Source organism: Pantoea sp. SS70, from assembly GCF_029866845.1.
In the GTDB taxonomy this organism is placed as follows: Bacteria; Pseudomonadota; Gammaproteobacteria; order Enterobacterales; family Enterobacteriaceae; genus Pantoea; species Pantoea leporis.
The window spans coordinates 217,989-235,493 of the sequence record NZ_CP117199.1; the positions used below are offsets into that span (position 1 = coordinate 217,989).

At 55.9% G+C, this 17,505-nt stretch carries 11 protein-coding genes, 1 tRNA gene and 2 rRNA genes; 11 read left to right on the forward strand and 3 right to left on the reverse strand.

Annotated features, from left to right (window positions below; genetic code table 11):
- Positions 1-32: 32 nt before the first annotated feature.
- Positions 33-815: a 3'-5' ssDNA/RNA exonuclease TatD gene (gene tatD, locus PO881_RS00975; RefSeq protein ID WP_137384920.1), complete on the forward strand. Its 783-nt coding sequence runs from the start codon at positions 33-35 to the stop codon at positions 813-815.
- Here the strand turns inward: tatD and rfaH are convergent.
- Positions 812-1,300, reverse strand: coding sequence for a transcription/translation regulatory transformer protein RfaH (gene rfaH / locus PO881_RS00980; protein WP_101763730.1), 489 nt, complete (start codon positions 1,298-1,300; stop codon positions 812-814). The two genes, tatD and rfaH, sit on opposite strands and share 4 nt — an antisense overlap.
- 208 nt (positions 1,301-1,508) lie before the next feature.
- On the opposite strand from rfaH, the gene pepE reads away from it, so the two are divergent.
- The 3 genes from pepE (at position 1,509) to fre (ending at position 4,539) form a co-directional block, all read left to right on the forward strand.
- Positions 1,509-2,240 carry a dipeptidase PepE gene (pepE, locus tag PO881_RS00985; RefSeq protein WP_137384921.1) on the forward strand — a complete coding sequence of 244 codons (732 nt, stop codon included), beginning with the start codon at positions 1,509-1,511 and terminating at the stop codon, positions 2,238-2,240.
- Between the two features lie 73 nt (positions 2,241-2,313).
- On the forward strand, positions 2,314-3,798 hold the full coding sequence (gene ubiD / locus PO881_RS00990; protein WP_101763728.1) for a 4-hydroxy-3-polyprenylbenzoate decarboxylase: 1,485 nt from the start codon (positions 2,314-2,316) through the stop codon (positions 3,796-3,798).
- A gap of 39 nt (positions 3,799-3,837) precedes the next feature.
- A complete protein-coding gene (gene fre, locus PO881_RS00995) occupies positions 3,838-4,539 on the forward strand; it encodes an NAD(P)H-flavin reductase (RefSeq protein WP_101763727.1) in 702 nt (233 codons plus the stop codon).
- Positions 4,540-4,657: 118 nt separating this feature from the next.
- Here the strand turns inward: fre and fadA are convergent, their stop codons facing one another.
- Positions 4,658-5,821: an acetyl-CoA C-acyltransferase FadA gene (fadA, locus tag PO881_RS01000; RefSeq protein WP_137386834.1), complete on the reverse strand. Its 1,164-nt coding sequence runs from the start codon at positions 5,819-5,821 to the stop codon at positions 4,658-4,660.
- 10 nt (positions 5,822-5,831) lie between these two features.
- A complete protein-coding gene (gene fadB / locus PO881_RS01005; protein ID WP_280172318.1) occupies positions 5,832-8,015 on the reverse strand; it encodes a fatty acid oxidation complex subunit alpha FadB in 2,184 nt (727 codons plus the stop codon).
- A 186-nt stretch (positions 8,016-8,201) separates the two neighbouring features.
- Between fadB and pepQ the strand changes: the two genes are divergently transcribed.
- The 7 genes from pepQ to PO881_RS01040 all read left to right on the forward strand — a co-directional run bounded on the left by pepQ (position 8,202) and on the right by PO881_RS01040 (position 17,415).
- Positions 8,202-9,533, forward strand: a complete 1,332-nt coding sequence (gene pepQ / locus PO881_RS01010; protein ID WP_277974375.1) for a Xaa-Pro dipeptidase — start codon at positions 8,202-8,204, stop codon at positions 9,531-9,533.
- Positions 9,533-10,150, forward strand: coding sequence for an IMPACT family protein (locus PO881_RS01015; RefSeq protein ID WP_137384924.1), 618 nt, complete (start codon positions 9,533-9,535; stop codon positions 10,148-10,150). Before pepQ ends, PO881_RS01015 begins: the two co-directional genes overlap by 1 nt.
- 27 nt (positions 10,151-10,177) lie before the next feature.
- Entirely contained in the window at positions 10,178-11,629 is a 1,452-nt protein-coding gene (trkH, locus tag PO881_RS01020; protein WP_101763723.1) for a Trk system potassium transporter TrkH, read from the forward strand.
- Between the two features lie 17 nt (positions 11,630-11,646).
- The gene (gene hemG / locus PO881_RS01025) at positions 11,647-12,183 is read left to right on the forward strand and encodes a menaquinone-dependent protoporphyrinogen IX dehydrogenase (protein WP_277974376.1); all 537 of its coding nucleotides are present in this window, start codon (positions 11,647-11,649) and stop codon (positions 12,181-12,183) included.
- Between the two features lie 409 nt (positions 12,184-12,592).
- A 16S ribosomal RNA gene (locus tag PO881_RS01030) occupies positions 12,593-14,132 on the forward strand.
- A gap of 88 nt (positions 14,133-14,220) precedes the next feature.
- A tRNA-Glu gene (locus PO881_RS01035) sits at positions 14,221-14,295 on the forward strand.
- A 215-nt stretch (positions 14,296-14,510) separates the two neighbouring features.
- Positions 14,511-17,415: ribosomal RNA gene (locus PO881_RS01040) — 23S ribosomal RNA — on the forward strand.
- The 16S and 23S rRNA genes sit together here with 1 tRNA gene alongside, the layout of an rRNA operon.
- Positions 17,416-17,505 lie beyond the last annotated feature (90 nt).

The following is a 17,505-nucleotide window of genomic DNA, read 5'->3' on the forward strand; positions in this document are numbered from 1 at the left end:
CCCGTTGGGCGGTTTTTTATTGGGGAGAAGACATGTTTGATATCGGTGTAAACCTGACCAGCACGCAATTCGCAAAAGATCGCGAGCAGGTGGTAAAACGTGCGCGCGAAGCAGGCGTCACCGGCCTGTTAATTACCGGCACCAACGCGCTGGAGAGCCAGCAGGCGCGGCAGCTGGCGGCATTGCACGCGGGCTATTGCTGGTCAACCGCCGGCGTCCATCCGCACCATGCCAGTGAATGGTCGGCGGAAACCGCGAATACCTTGCGTCGCCTGGCGGAAAGTGAGCAGGTGGTCGCGATTGGCGAATGTGGCCTGGATTTCAATCGCAATCTTTCGGCCCACGATCAGCAGGAATACGCTTTCGATGCGCAGCTGGCGTTGGCCGCTGAGCTGCAGCTGCCGGTGTTTTTGCATTGCCGTGAAGCGCACGATCGTTTTGTTGCAGTACTTGAGCCGTGGCTACCAAAGCTGGTTGGTGCAGTTGTGCACTGCTTTACCGGTACGCGTGACGAGCTGCAAGCGTGCCTGGCGCTGGGATTGTCGGTGGGCATTACCGGTTGGGTATGCGACGAGCGTCGCGGTATGGAACTGCGTGAATTGCTGCCGCTGATTCCGGCTGAGCGCCTGTTACTGGAAACCGACGCACCGTATTTACTGCCGCGCGATATGCATCCGCGTCCCACTTCGCGCCGCAATGAGCCATGCTTCCTGCCGCATATTGTGCAGCAGGTGGCGAACTGGCGTGGCGAGGAGGCGGAAGCGCTGGGAGCGCAGGTTAATCTCAACGCGCGTCAGCTGTTTAAACTCGCTTAGAGTTTACGGAACTGTTTGTTATCCACGCTGCGCATCACCTGTTTGTTCAGCATGTTGAGCAGCAGAACGGAGCGCGTTTCACCATCCGGCTCGGCAAAAATGGCGCGCAATCCTTCGAAAGTGCCATCGGTGATGATCACTTCATCACCGCTTTGCGGGGTTTCCGCATCGAGCACGATCTGCGGCACGTCGGTTTGCAGCGCTTCGATCACATCATTTGATACGGTGGCCGGCATGGTGCCAAAGCGCACGAAGTGGCTGACGCCGCGCGTGCTGCTGATGGTGGTGGTGTGAATCGCTTCGGGATCGAATTCGATAAACAGATAGTTGGGAAACAGCGGCTCACTCACGGTGGTGCGTTTACCGCGCACAATCTTCTCCAGAGCGATCATCGGGCTGAGGCAATTCACCTCTTGCCGCTCAAGATGCTCTTTCGCGCGCAACAGTTGTCCACGTTTGCAATAGAGTAAGTACCAGGATTCCATAACCGCTCCCAAATAATGGACGCTAAGAATATCAAATCAGTTGTCAGAGTTATAGCGCATCGGCGGGTGGAACCGGGCGCTGAAAACAATTTCACTACGATTTATCCGATTGATGCGGCTTATTTACGCTTTCTTGCAAGAAAATTGACGGCCGGCGACCATCTGTATCAGACTCCCTCCCCATCTTTCGATTGAAAAGGAGTGGCTGATGGAACTGTTCCTGTTGAGTAACGGTAAAGTGGCTGACGATGCGCCGCTGTTAAGTTACGCCCACCCGCAGCTGCATGCGATGATCGCCCAGCGCGGCATCACTTCGGCGGTGCTGGTACCGTACGCGATTATTCGTGGCGATCACGCGCAGCGCGCGCAGGACTTATCCGCGTCGTTAGGCATTGACGTGCGCACCGTGCACGAGTTTGCATCGCCCGTTGCGGCGATTGAACAAGCTGAGCTGATTCTGGTCAGCGGCGGAAATACCTGGTTCCTCAATCAAATGCTGCACGAGCACGGCTTGATCGTCGCTATCCAACGCGCGGTGCGCGAGCGTGATGTGCCGTACGTCGGCTGGAGCGCCGGTTGCAATGTGGCAACACCTTCCATTCGCACCACCAATGATATGCCGGTGCGCAGCAGCGTAGTGTTGCCCGCGCTGGGTTTGTTCCCGGTGCAGATCAATCCGCATTATCTTGATGCGCACGTCAGCGGCCATATGGGCGAAACGCGTGATGAACGACTGGCCGAGTTCTGTGCCGTTAACCCGCATGAATCGGTGATTGCGCTGCGTGAAGCCAGCTTCCTGCACGTGAGCGAAAATCGCCTGCGTTACTACAGCGCACGCGGTGAAGACTTCAAAGTGTTCCGTCACGGCGAGCCGATTACTGCTTATCACGATGTATTGGCGATTCAGTCGCTGGTGCCGTTTTCCTGTCAGCCTGCCTGACGCAAAACCTCAACATGTCAGCGTAAAACGCCTCTATAATGGCGTTTCACTCTGGCCGGAAAGCTAAAGCCGCATGAAATATCAGGATTTACGAGACTTCCTCGCATTGCTGGAACAGCGTGGCGAGTTAAAGCGCATCACTCAGGAGATCGATCCTGAGTTAGAGATGACGGAAATTGCCGACCGCACGCTGCGCGCTGGCGGCCCGGCGCTGCTGTTCGAAAACCCGAAAGGGTACGACATGCCGGTGCTGTGTAATCTGTTTGGCACACCCAAACGCGTGGCGATGGGCATGGGCCAGGAAGAGGTCAGTGCGCTGCGTGAAGTGGGCAAGCTGCTGGCGTTCCTGAAAGAGCCGGAGCCACCAAAAGGCTTCCGCGATCTGTTTGATAAGATGCCGCAGTTCAAGCAAGTGCTGAACATGCCAACCAAGCGTCTGCGCAATGCGCCGTGCCAGGAAGAGATTTTCAGCGGCGATGACGTCGATCTGTCGCGCATTCCGGTGATGAAATGCTGGCCGGGCGATGCTGCGCCGCTGATTACGTGGGGATTAACCGTCACGCGCGGCCCGCATAAAGAGCGACAAAATCTGGGTATCTATCGTCAGCAGGTGATCGGCAAGAACCGCGTGATTATGCGCTGGCTGTCGCATCGCGGCGGCGCGCTGGATTTCCAGGAGTGGTGTAAAGCGCATCCGGGCGAACGTTTCCCGGTGTCGGTGGCGCTGGGCGCCGATCCTGCCACCATTCTCGGCGCGGTAACGCCGGTGCCGGATACACTCTCCGAATACGCCTTTGCCGGTTTGCTGCGCGGGAATAAAACCGAAGTGGTGAAGTGCGTTTCAAACGAACTCGAAGTGCCGGCCAGCGCGGAAATCGTGCTGGAAGGTTACATTGAGCCGGGCGATGTCGCGCCGGAAGGCCCGTACGGCGACCACACAGGCTACTACAATGAAGTAGATAGCTTCCCGGTGTTTACCGTGACGCACGTAACGCAACGTCGCAACCCGATTTATCATTCAACCTACACCGGACGTCCACCGGATGAACCGGCGGTGTTGGGCGTGGCGCTCAATGAAGTGCTGGTGCCGATTCTGATCAAGCAGTTCCCGGAGATCGTTGATTTCTATCTGCCGCCGGAAGGCTGCTCTTATCGCCTCGCGGTAGTGACAATAAAGAAACAGTACGCGGGTCACGCCAAGCGCGTGATGTTCGGCGTGTGGTCGTTCCTGCGTCAGTTCATGTACACCAAGTTCGTGATTGTGTGCGATGACGACGTCAACGCGCGCGACTGGAATGATGTGATTTGGGCGATTACCACCCGCATGGATCCGGCACGCGATACGGTGCTGGTTGAGAACACGCCCATCGATTATCTCGACTTCGCCTCGCCGGTTTCCGGCTTAGGCTCGAAGATGGGACTTGATGCGACCAATAAGTGGCCGGGCGAAACCACGCGCGAGTGGGGCACGCCGATTGTGAAAGATCCGGCGGTGACCGCGCGCATTGACGCCATTTGGGATGAGTTAGCTATCTTTGCCGAGCCGCCGCAGCGCTAACGGCGGCAGACCAATTAGACCCGAAGAAAAAGGGAACGCATGACAACGTTAAGCTGCAAAGTGACTTCGGTTGAAGCGATTACGGACACGGTTTACCGCGTTCGTTTAATTCCGGCGGCGGATTTTAACTTCCGCGCCGGACAGTATTTGATGGTGGTGATGGATGAGCGCGATAAGCGCCCGTTTTCGCTGGCTTCTACGCCAATGGAAAAGGACATCATTGAGCTGCACATCGGCGCGTCGGATCTCAATCTCTACGCGATGGCGGTGATGGACCGCATCAAGAACGATCGCCAGATTACGGTTGATATGCCGCACGGCGATGCCTGGCTGCGTGAAGATAGCGAGCGTCCGATCATTCTGATCGCGGGCGGTACCGGCTTCTCCTATGCGCGTTCTATTCTGCTGACCGCGCTGGCACAGCAACCCGATCGCGAGATCGCGATTTACTGGGGCGGCCGTGAGCTGATGCATCTGTACGATCTGGATGAGCTGAATGCGCTGGCGGTGAAGCATCCGAACCTGAAAGTGATTCCGGTGGTTGAACAACCGGCGGATGACTGGACCGGACGCAGTGGCACGGTGCTGACGGCGGTGATGCAGGATTTCGCGTCGCTCAGCGAGCACGATATCTATATTGCCGGTCGTTTTGAGATGGCGAAGATTGCGCGTGAGCGTTTCTGCGCCGAGCGCGGTGCGCTGGAAGCGCAGATGTTTGGCGATGCGTTTGCCTTTATTTGAGGTCAACAGAACGCGATAAATCGCGCCGCTACGATAATGTGCACGGATTCGTCGCGGCGCAATTTATTGCGCAAAAAAGCCCGCCCGAAAGGGCGGGAACACGTGCAACATTAACGTATTAAACTCGTTCGAACACCGTGGCGATGCCCTGGCCTAAGCCAATGCACATGGTCGCCAGACCAAATTGCGCATCGCGACGTTCCATCAGGTTCAGCAGCGTAGTACTGATACGCGCACCGGAACATCCCAGCGGATGACCGAGCGCAATCGCGCCGCCATTCAAATTCACTTTCTCATCCAGCTGTTCCAGCAAGCCCATGTCTTTAATGCATGGCAGCGCCTGTGCGGCAAAAGCCTCGTTGAACTCGAACAGGTCGATATCCTGCACGCTCAATCCCGCGCGCTTGAGCGCCAGCTTGCTGGCGGGAACCGGGCCGTAACCCATAATCGACGGATCGCAGCCCACCACCGCCATGCTGCGAATGCGCGCGCGCGCTGTCAGACCGAGTTCGCGTGCGCGGCTTTCACTCATGATCAACATCGCGGCTGCGCCGTCGGAAAGCGCGGATGAGCTGCCTGCGGTCACGGTGCCGTTGACCGGGTCGAATGCCGGTCGCAGCGCAGCCAATCCTTCGAGGCTGGTCTCTTCGCGGATCACTTCGTCGCTTTCAAAGCGCTTCAACACGCCGTCGGCGTCGTGGCCGTAGGTCGCCACAATTTCACGCTTGAAGTCGCCGCGCTGGGTTGCTGCCCAGGCGCGCTGGTGCGAACGCAGCGCAAAAGCATCCTGCTGCTCACGCGTAATGTGATGCATGCGCGCCAGCATCTCGGCTGTTAACCCCATCATGCCCGCCGCTTTCGCCACCGTGCGACCCAGGCCCGGATGGAAATCCACGCCGTGGCTCATCGGCACGTGGCCCATATGTTCTACGCCGCCAATCAGGCAGCTGTGCGCATCGCCAACCATAATCGCACGTGCCGCGTCGTGCAGCGCCTGCATCGACGAACCGCACAGGCGGTTGACGGTGCTGGCAGGTACGCGATGCGGGATCTCCGCCAGCAGCGCGGCGTTACGTGCAATGTTGAAGCCTTGCTCCAGCGTCTGCTGCACGCAGCCCCAGATAATGTCGTCCAGCGTGGCGGGATCAACCGCCGGGTTGCGGCTCAGCAGCTCGCGCATCAAATGCGCCGAGAGATCTTCCGCCCGCACCTGACGAAACGCACCGCCTTTGGAGCGGCCCATCGGCGTGCGGACCGCATCAACAATTACCACTTTTTCCATTTTCATTACCTCAGGCACTTTGCAGCGCCGCTTCGTCAATCGGTTGCACCGCGGGATACCAGCTCTGATGCTGATGGGCTTTTTGCAACAGCAGCTCCGGCAGCGCGTACAGCGGGCCGAGCGCGGTATAACGTTTGGCCTGATCGACCACGTTGCTGTTGCCCAGCGTATCCATGTAGCGGAACGCGCCGCCACGGAACGGCGGGAAGCCTAAACCGTACACCAGCGCCATATCAGCTTCGGCCGGTGAAGCGATGATCTTCTCTTCGAGGCAGCGCACCACTTCGTTGAGCATCGGCAGCATCATGCGGTTGGCGATCTCGTCATCGCTGAACACGCGCTTCGGCTGGCAAATCGGTTCCAGCAGCGCATCGACAGCCGCATCGGCTCTCTTCTGCGCTTTGCCTTTTTTATCCTGCTCCCAGCGGTAAAAGCCCTGACCGTTTTTCTGGCCGTAACGTTTGGCGTCAAACAGCACGTCGATCGCGTCGCGATAATCTTTTTGCATGCGAGACGGGAAACCTTGCGCCATCACCTGTTGAGCGTGATGCGCGGTATCAATGCCGACCACATCCAGCAGCCACGCGGGGCCCATCGGCCAGCCGAACTGTTTTTCCATTACTTTATCGATCTGACGGAAATCCGCGCCGTCGCGCAGCAGCAGGCTGAAGGCGGCGAAGTAGGGGAACAGCACGCGATTCACAAAGAAGCCGGGACAGTCATTCACCACAATCGGCGTCTTGCCCATTTTGCTCGCCCAGGCCACCACTTTACTGAGGGTCGCTTCTGAGGTTTTCTCACCGCGAATCACTTCAACCAGCGGCATACGCGGTACCGGATTGAAGAAGTGCATGCCGCAGAAGTTTTCCGGACGTTTCAGGGCTTGCGCCAGCTGGCTAATCGGAATGGTTGAGGTGTTGGAGGCGAGAATGGCGTCCTCGCGCAGATGCTGTTCGGTCTCTGCCAGCACTTTGGCTTTGATCTGCGGATTCTCTACTACCGCTTCTACCACCACGTCGGTGCGTTCAAATCCGGCGTAATCCAGCGTGGGCTGAATGGTGGTGAGTACGCTCGCCAGTTTCGCGCCGTCAATTTTGCCGCGCTCCAGCTGTTTGTTCAGCAGCTTGCTGGCTTCGGTCATGCCCAGCGTTAACGCCTGCGGATTGATATCTTTCATCATCACCGGCACGCCTTTCCATGCCGATTGATAAGCAATGCCGCCGCCCATAATGCCTGCGCCTAATACTGCTGCTTGCTGCGGCGCACCGGCCGCACTGCTGTGCTTTTTCGCCAGGCCTTTGACGTACTGATCGTTCAGGAAGATACCGACCAGCGCGCGTGCCACATCGCTCTGCGCCAGCGGCACAAACGCGGCGGTTTCCAGCTTCAGCGCATCATCACGTCCGAGGCTGGCGGCAGCTTCAATGGTTTTCACGGCGGTGATCGGTGCCGGATAGTGTTTGCCCGCGGTTTGCAGCACCATGCTTTTGGCGATGGTGAAGCTCATGGCGGCTTCAATCGGGCTGAGTTTCAGCGGTGCCAGCTTCGGCGCGCGGCGTGTCTGCCAGTTGCCCTGCACGATGGCGTCCTGCAATACGGTCAGCGCAGCGGCACGTAGTTTGTCGCTGCTGACTACCGCATCCACCAAACCGAGTTTCAGGGCGCTGCTGCCATCAACATCTTTACCGGCGGCGATAATCTCCATCGCGCTATCGGCGCCAAGCAGGCGCGGCAAGCGCACGCTGCCGCCAAAGCCTGGCATAATGCCCAGTTTGGTTTCCGGCAGGCCAATGCGTGCGGTCGGCGTGGCAATGCGGAAGTCGGTCGCCAGTATGCATTCACAGCCGCCGCCCAGCGCATAGCCGTCGATGGCAGCCACGGTGGGCACCGGCAAATCCTCTAAACGATTGAAGATGCTGTTGGCAAACGCCAGCCACTGGCTCAGCTTCTCTTCTGGCGCATCAAACAGCGACAGGAATTCTGTGATGTCGGCACCAACGATAAATGCCGGTTTGGCCGACGAGAGCAACAGGCCGCGCAGCGCGGGTTGCTGTTCCAATACGCTTAATGCCTCGCCCAACGAGGCAACGGTTTTGGTATCGAGTTTGTTCACCGAACCGGGCGCATCGAAAACCAGCTCGGCGATGCCGTCGTCAAGCCAGTGAACTGAAAGGGTATCGCCTTGGTAGAGCATGTCCGTCTCCTGAAACCGCGAAAGTTGATCTGGTCATACCAGATGAGTTGGAGTGTGAGTGTGATGTTAATTATTTGCAAATGAGAGTTTGATTATTTGATACAACGATCACAGCGCGCGCAGCACGGCATCACTAACACGGCTGTGCTACACTGCGGCCACTTTCGCGACATCGGAGACTAGTCCATGGATTCACTGAAAACCCTGTATCACGCGCACATCAATACGCTGCAGCAGCGAGCGCAGCAGGTGCTGGCTCGCTTTAAGCTTGATGCCATGCTGATTCATTCCGGCGAACTGTTGACCGTTTTTCTCGACGATCACGACTATCCGTTTAAGGTGAATCCCCAGTTCAAAGCGTGGGTGCCGGTGACGCAGGTGCCAAACTGCTGGTTATGGATTGATGGCGTGAATAAACCCAAGCTGTGGTTCTATTCGCCGGTTGATTACTGGCACAACGTTGAGCCGCTGCCAAACAGCTTCTGGACTAACGATGTGGAGGTGATTGGCCTGAAGAGTGCCGATGAGATCGCGCAGCTGCTGCCAGCACAGCGTGAAAACGTAGCCTATATCGGTCCGGTGCCGTCACGTGCTTCCCAGCTCGGTATTAACAGCGAGCAGGTGAACCCGAAAGGCGTGATCGATTTCCTGCATTATCATCGCAGTATCAAAACCGACTATGAACTGGCGTGTATGCGCGAAGCGCAGAAGCTGGCGGTGGCGGGCCATCGCGCTGCCAAAGAGGCGTTCTTCTCTGGCATGAGCGAGTTCGATATCAATATCGCCTATCTGACCGCAACCGGCCATCGCGATACCGATGTGCCATATGGCAACATCATTGCGCTCAATGAACATGCCGCGGTGCTGCACTACACCAAACTGGATCATCAGCCGCCGGCCAAACGCCACAGCTTCCTGATTGACGCCGGTGCGGAATACCTCGGTTACGCCGCTGACCTGACGCGCAGCTACGCGGCGCAGAGCAAATCGCGCTATGCCGACATGGTTGCGGCGATGAACAAGGAAGAGCTGGCGCTGATCGCCACCTTGAAAGCCGGCGTGCGCTATACCGATTATCATCTGCAGATGCATCAGCGCATTGCGCGTCTGCTGCTGAAGTTCGAGTTGGTGAAAGGCCTGACTGAAGAGACGCTGGTGGCGGAAGATTTAACCGATCCGTTTATGCCGCACGGCCTTGGACATCCGCTCGGCCTGCAGGTGCACGATGTGGCTGGTTTTATGCAGGACGACAATGGCACGCATCTGGCGGCACCGTCGCAATATCCGTATTTGCGTTGTACGCGCGTGCTGGAACCTGGCATGGTGCTGACTATCGAACCGGGCTTCTATATTATCGATTCGCTGCTGACGAACCTGCGCGGCGGCAAGTTCAGCCAATACTTTGACTGGACGGCAATTGATGCACTGAAACCTTACGGCGGTATTCGTATCGAGGATAACGTGGTGGTTCACGCTAATCGCATTGAAAACATGACGCGCGACTTGCACCTTGCCTGATGGATGCTTACGACATTCCCGCTCAGGCCGTAAGTCTCAGCGAGGAAACCATCAAGAAAAGCCGCTTCATCACCTTGCTGGCGCACACGGCCGGCGTGGAAGCGGCGCGCGCGTTTGTGCAGCAGGTGAAGCAGGAACATCCTACCGCGCGGCATCACTGCTGGGCGTGGGTGGCGGGTGCGCCGGATGATTCGCAGCAGCTGGGTTTCTCCGATGATGGCGAACCTTCTGGCACCGCGGGCAAACCGATGCTGGCCCAGCTGATGGGTAGCGGTGTCGGTGAGATCACCGCGGTGGTGGTGCGTTATTATGGCGGCATCATGCTGGGCACCGGCGGCCTGGTAAAAGCTTATGGCGGCGGCGTGCAGCAAGGGCTGAAGCAACTGGCGCGTCAGCGTAAAGTGCCGATGGAATCTTTTACTCTGCAGTGCGATTACGCCCAACTCAGCGACATCGAACGCTTGCTGCAACGTTTTGACGGCATTATAGAAGAGAGCCATTATCAGGATCGTATTGCGCTGCGTTTAGCGTTGCCGCATGCGCAGATTGATGGCTTTCGCCAAAACCTCTCTGATTACAGCCGGGGCGCGCTGACGCTCATCCCGCTGACAAACTAAAAGCTTCTGTTTAAAGGAAACGGCTGAATGCATTTTCGCGCCATTACCCGCATCGTGGGCCTGCTGGTGATTCTGTTCTCGGTGACCATGATTTTACCGGGCCTCGTCGCCTTGATTTACCGTGATGGTGCCGGGCGCGCGTTCAGTCAGACCTTTATGATGGCGATCGTTATCGGTTCACTGCTGTGGTGGCCAAACCGCAAGCAGAAAACCGAACTCAAGCCGCGCGAAGGCTTCCTTATCGTGGTGCTGTTCTGGACCGTGTTGGGCAGCGTCGGTGCGATGCCGTTTATCTTCGCCGAGCAGCCGCATCTCTCAATCACTGATGCCTTCTTTGAGTCCTTCTCTGGCCTCACTACCACCGGCGCCACCACGCTGGTGGGACTGGATACGTTGCCTAAAGCGATTTTGTTCTATCGTCAGATGCTGCAGTGGCTCGGCGGGATGGGGATCATTGTGCTGGCGGTGGCGATTCTGCCCATTCTGGGCGTGGGTGGCATGCAGCTCTATCGCGCCGAAATGCCGGGACCGTTGAAAGATAACAAGATGCGCCCGCGTATCGCGGAAACAGCTAAAACGCTGTGGCTGATCTACGTATTGCTCACCGTGGCGTGCGCGGTGGCGCTGTGGCTGGCGGGCATGCCGATGTTTGATGCTATCGGCCATAGCTTCTCGACGATCGCGATTGGCGGGTTCTCAACCCATGATGCCAGCATCGGCTACTTTAATAGCCCAACTATCAACACCATTGTCGCGGTATTTCTGCTGATCTCGGGCTGTAACTATGGCCTGCACTTCTCTTTATTAAGTGGTCGCAACCTGAAAGTGTACTGGCGCGATCCCGAATTCCGCATGTTTATTGGCGTACAACTGACCTTAGTGCTGATCTGTACCATAGTGTTGTGGTTCCACAATGTGTACGCCAGCGGCTGGCAAACGCTGAATCAGGCGTTTTTCCAGGTGGTATCAATGGCGACCACGGCCGGTTTTACCACCGACAGCATTGCGCGCTGGCCGCTGTTCCTGCCGGTGCTGCTACTGTGCTCGGCTTTTATCGGCGGCATGGCGGGTTCAACCGGCGGCGGTTTGAAGGTGATTCGCATTCTTCTGCTGTTCAAACAGGGTTCGCGTGAACTGAAGCGATTGGTGCACCCGAATGCGGTTTACACCATCAAGTTGGGTAATCGCGCGCTGCCGGAACGTATCCTCGAAGCGGTGTGGGGTTTCTTCTCAGCTTATGCGCTGGTGTTCCTGCTCAGCATGTTGGCGATCATCGCCACCGGCGTGGATGACTTCTCGGCTTTTGCTGCCGTGGCCGCGACCCTGAATAACCTCGGGCCCGGTTTGGGTGTGGTAGCAGACAACTTCACTTCAATGAATGATGTCGCGAAGTGGATTTTGATTTTAACCATGCTGTTTGGACGCCTTGAAGTGTTCACGCTGCTGGTGCTGTTCACGCCGACCTTCTGGCGCGAATAATAAAATAGGATTGAGTAATGAAAGCGTTGATTCTGTATTCCAGCCGCGATGGGCAAACCCGTGACATTGCCGCGCGCATTGCACAGACGTTAGTGCCGCATCAACTGTGTGACGTGATCGATTTACTGCAGGCGCAGCAGATTGATTGGTTGCAGTATGATCGCGTGCTGATTGGTGCTTCGATCCGCTATGGCCATTTCAATCCGGCGTTGCTGAAATTTGTCACCCAGCACAAAGCAAAACTGCAGCAGCGGGTGAGCGGCTTCTTTAGTGTCAACCTGACGGCGCGTAAAGCAGATAAGTGTACGCCTGAGACCAATGCGTATACGCGCAAGTTCCTGGAGCAGTCACCGTGGCAACCCGATTGCTGTGCGGTTTTCGCCGGTGCGTTGCGTTATCCGCGTTATCGCTGGTTTGATCGCGTCATGATTCAATTCATTATGCGTATGACCGGCGGGGAAACCGATACATCGAAAGAAGTGGAGTACACCGATTGGAATAAAGTGGCGCTTTTTGCCCAGGATTTTGCGCAGTTACCAGGCAAATCGTTGTGAAATACAGCGTTGTGGCGAAATTTAGGTCGAACAGTAATTTATTTGCAATTAACCCTTGTCAGCTCCGAATAACTCCCTATAATGCGCCACCACTGAGACGGCAAAGCGGCAACGCAGACGGCTCGGCAGGGAGTGAAAAAATTCATCCCGCCGGATGAAGACGCTGAAAAAAGTGTTTGACTCCGAAGGAGAGTAGCGTAGTATACGCCACCTCGCGACAGACGGTTCAGCCGCTGTTCGCAACGCTCTTTAACAATTTATCAGACAATCTGTGTGGGCACTCGCAGGATTGATATCCGCGTCTCCGGACGCAAAAAAATATCAAAGCCTCACGAGTGAACACATAATGAAATTCATTATGACGTTTTACAGATGAGCACCGCTGAACTTGTTTCAGCAAATCAAACTTAAATTGAAGAGTTTGATCATGGCTCAGATTGAACGCTGGCGGCAGGCCTAACACATGCAAGTCGAACGGTAGCACAGAGAGCTTGCTCTCGGGTGACGAGTGGCGGACGGGTGAGTAATGTCTGGGAAACTGCCCGATGGAGGGGGATAACTACTGGAAACGGTAGCTAATACCGCATAACGTCGCAAGACCAAAGTGGGGGACCTTCGGGCCTCACACCATCGGATGTGCCCAGATGGGATTAGCTAGTAGGTGGGGTAATGGCTCACCTAGGCGACGATCCCTAGCTGGTCTGAGAGGATGACCAGCCACACTGGAACTGAGACACGGTCCAGACTCCTACGGGAGGCAGCAGTGGGGAATATTGCACAATGGGCGCAAGCCTGATGCAGCCATGCCGCGTGTATGAAGAAGGCCTTCGGGTTGTAAAGTACTTTCAGCGGGGAGGAAGGCGGTGAAGTTAATAGCTTCACCGATTGACGTTACCCGCAGAAGAAGCACCGGCTAACTCCGTGCCAGCAGCCGCGGTAATACGGAGGGTGCAAGCGTTAATCGGAATTACTGGGCGTAAAGCGCACGCAGGCGGTCTGTCAAGTCGGATGTGAAATCCCCGGGCTTAACCTGGGAACTGCATTCGAAACTGGCAGGCTGGAGTCTTGTAGAGGGGGGTAGAATTCCAGGTGTAGCGGTGAAATGCGTAGAGATCTGGAGGAATACCGGTGGCGAAGGCGGCCCCCTGGACAAAGACTGACGCTCAGGTGCGAAAGCGTGGGGAGCAAACAGGATTAGATACCCTGGTAGTCCACGCCGTAAACGATGTCGACTTGGAGGTTGTTCCCTTGAGGAGTGGCTTCCGGAGCTAACGCGTTAAGTCGACCGCCTGGGGAGTACGGCCGCAAGGTTAAAACTCAAATGAATTGACGGGGGCCCGCACAAGCGGTGGAGCATGTGGTTTAATTCGATGCAACGCGAAGAACCTTACCTACTCTTGACATCCAGAGAACTTAGCAGAGATGCTTTGGTGCCTTCGGGAACTCTGAGACAGGTGCTGCATGGCTGTCGTCAGCTCGTGTTGTGAAATGTTGGGTTAAGTCCCGCAACGAGCGCAACCCTTATCCTTTGTTGCCAGCGGTTCGGCCGGGAACTCAAAGGAGACTGCCAGTGATAAACTGGAGGAAGGTGGGGATGACGTCAAGTCATCATGGCCCTTACGAGTAGGGCTACACACGTGCTACAATGGCGCATACAAAGAGAAGCGACCTCGCGAGAGCAAGCGGACCTCATAAAGTGCGTCGTAGTCCGGATCGGAGTCTGCAACTCGACTCCGTGAAGTCGGAATCGCTAGTAATCGTAGATCAGAATGCTACGGTGAATACGTTCCCGGGCCTTGTACACACCGCCCGTCACACCATGGGAGTGGGTTGCAAAAGAAGTAGGTAGCTTAACCTTCGGGAGGGCGCTTACCACTTTGTGATTCATGACTGGGGTGAAGTCGTAACAAGGTAACCGTAGGGGAACCTGCGGTTGGATCACCTCCTTACCTGAAGATACCTTCCCGCGAAGTGCTCACACAGATTGTCTGATAGAAAGTAATGAGCAAGACGGCTGCGAAGTCGTGACACTATCGTGTCCCCTTCGTCTAGCGGTTAGGACTCCGCCCTTTCACGGCGGCAACAGGGGTTCGAATCCCCTAGGGGACGCCACTTGCTTGGTGACAGGTGAAAGGTGTCTCCACGACGTATCTCAAACGAAGCTTACGAGCTGCGTCTGAGATACTGCTCTTTAACAATCCGGAACAAGCTGAAAATTGAAACGACGCGTTGGTTCATTTCTCCGTAATAAGAAATGAATAACAGCGCGTTCGAGTCTCTCAAATGCTTGCAGTCTGCACGCGTTGCAAAACGCCTGTGGGTTGTGAGGTTAAGCGACTAAGCGTACACGGTGGATGCCCTGGCAGTCAGAGGCGATGAAGGACGTGCTAATCTGCGTAAAGCGTCGGTAAGGTGATATGAACCGCTACAGCCGACGATGTCCGAATGGGGAAACCCGGTGCACCCAGTGCATCATCGCAACATGAATACATAGTGTTGCGAGGCGAACCCGGGGAACTGAAACATCTAAGTACCCGGAGGAAAAGAAATCAACCGAGATTCCCCCAGTAGCGGCGAGCGAACGGGGAACAGCCCAGAACCTGAATCAGTTTGTGCGTTAGTGGAAGCGTCTGGAAAGTCGCACGATACCGGGTGATAGTCCCGTACACGAAAGTGCACATTCTGTGAGTTCGAAGAGTAGGGCGGGACACGTGGTATCCTGTCTGAATATGGGGGGACCATCCTCCAAGGCTAAATACTCCTGACTGACCGATAGTGAACCAGTACCGTGAGGGAAAGGCGAAAAGAACCCCGGCGAGGGGAGTGAAACAGAACCTGAAACCGTGTACGTACAAGCAGTGGGAGCCTCTTTAATGGGGTGACTGCGTACCTTTTGTATAATGGGTCAGCGACTTATATTCTGTAGCAAGGTTAACCGTATAGGGGAGCCGCAGGGAAACCGAGTCTTAACTGGGCGTTAAGTTGCAGGGTATAGACCCGAAACCCGGTGATCTAGCCATGGGCAGGTTGAAGGTTGGGTAACACTAACTGGAGGACCGAACCGACTAATGTTGAAAAATTAGCGGATGACTTGTGGCTGGGGGTGAAAGGCCAATCAAACCGGGAGATAGCTGGTTCTCCCCGAAAGCTATTTAGGTAGCGCCTCGTGAACTCATCTCCGGGGGTAGAGCACTGTTTCGGCTAGGGGGCCATCCCGGCTTACCAACCCGATGCAAACTGCGAATACCGGAGAATGTTATCACGGGAGACACACGGCGGGTGCTAACGTCCGTCGTGAAGAGGGAAACAACCCAGACCGCCAGCTAAGGTCCCAAAGTCATGGTTAAGTGGGAAACGATGTGGGAAGGCACAGACAGCCAGGATGTTGGCTTAGAAGCAGCCATCATTTAAAGAAAGCGTAATAGCTCACTGGTCGAGTCGGCCTGCGCGGAAGATGTAACGGGGCTAAACCATGCACCGAAGCTGCGGCAGCGACACTATGTGTTGTTGGGTAGGGGAGCGTTCTGTAAGCCGTTGAAGGTGTGCTGTGAGGCATGCTGGAGGTATCAGAAGTGCGAATGCTGACATAAGTAACGATAAAGCGGGTGAAAAGCCCGCTCGCCGGAAGACCAAGGGTTCCTGTTCAACGTTAATCGGAGCAGGGTGAGTCGACCCCTAAGGCGAGGCTGAAAAGCGTAGTCGATGGGAAGCAGGTTAATATTCCTGCACTTGGTGTTACTGCGAAGGGGGGACGGAGAAGGCTAGGTTATCCGGGCGACGGTTGTCCCGGTTTAAGCGTGTAGGCTGATACCTTTGGTAAATCCGGGGTATCTTAAGGCTGAGGCGTGACGACGAGCCACCACGGTGGTGAAGTAACTGATGCCCTGCTTCCAGGAAAAGCCTCTAAGCTCCAGGTAACACGAAATCGTACCCCAAACCGACACAGGTGGTCAGGTAGAGAATACCAAGGCGCTTGAGAGAACTCGGGTGAAGGAACTAGGCAAAATGGTGCCGTAACTTCGGGAGAAGGCACGCTGTCATCAGGTGAAGTCCCTCGCGGATGGAGCTGAAGGCAGTCGAAGATACCAGCTGGCTGCAACTGTTTATTAAAAACACAGCACTGTGCAAACACGAAAGTGGACGTATACGGTGTGACGCCTGCCCGGTGCCGGAAGGTTAATTGATGGGGTTATCCGCAAGGAGAAGCTCTTGATCGAAGCCCCGGTAAACGGCGGCCGTAACTATAACGGTCCTAAGGTAGCGAAATTCCTTGTCGGGTAAGTTCCGACCTGCACGAATGGCGTAATGATGGCCAGGCTGTCTCCACCCGAGACTCAGTGAAATTGAAATCGCTGTGAAGATGCAGTGTACCCGCGGCAAGACGGAAAGACCCCGTGAACCTTTACTATAGCTTGACACTGAACATTGAGCCTTGATGTGTAGGATAGGTGGGAGGCTTTGAAGCGTGGACGCCAGTCTGCGTGGAGCCAACCTTGAAATACCACCCTTTAATGTTTGATGTTCTAACGTAGGCCCGTAATCCGGGCTGCGGACAGTGTCTGGTGGGTAGTTTGACTGGGGCGGTCTCCTCCCAAAGAGTAACGGAGGAGCACGAAGGTTGGCTAATCCTGGTCGGACATCAGGAGGTTAGTGCAATGGCATAAGCCAGCTTGACTGCGAGAGTGACGGCTCGAGCAGGTGCGAAAGCAGGTCATAGTGATCCGGTGGTTCTGAATGGAAGGGCCATCGCTCAACGGATAAAAGGTACTCCGGGGATAACAGGCTGATACCGCCCAAGAGTTCATATCGACGGCGGTGTTTGGCACCTCGATGTCGGCTCATCACATCCTGGGGCTGAAGTAGGTCCCAAGGGTACGGCTGTTCGCCGTTTAAAGTGGTACGCGAGCTGGGTTTAGAACGTCGTGAGACAGTTCGGTCCCTATCTGCCGTGGGCGCTGGAGAATTGAGGGGGGTTGCTCCTAGTACGAGAGGACCGGAGTGAACGCACCACTGGTGTTCGGGTTGTCATGCCAATGGCACTGCCCGGTAGCTAAGTGCGGAAAAGATAAGTGCTGAAAGCATCTAAGCACGAAACTTGCCCCGAGATGAGTTCTCCCTGACCCCTTGAGGGTCCTGAAGGGACGTTGAAGACTACGACGTTGATAGGCCGGATGTGTAAGCGCAGCGATGCGTTGAGCTAACCGGTACTAATGACCCGTGAGGCTTAACCTTACAACGCCAGAGGCGTTTTGGTCTGAGAGACCGGATATTTTCAGCTTGTTTACGGACTGGTCTGCGGCGCCTGAGAGGGGCTGCAGACGA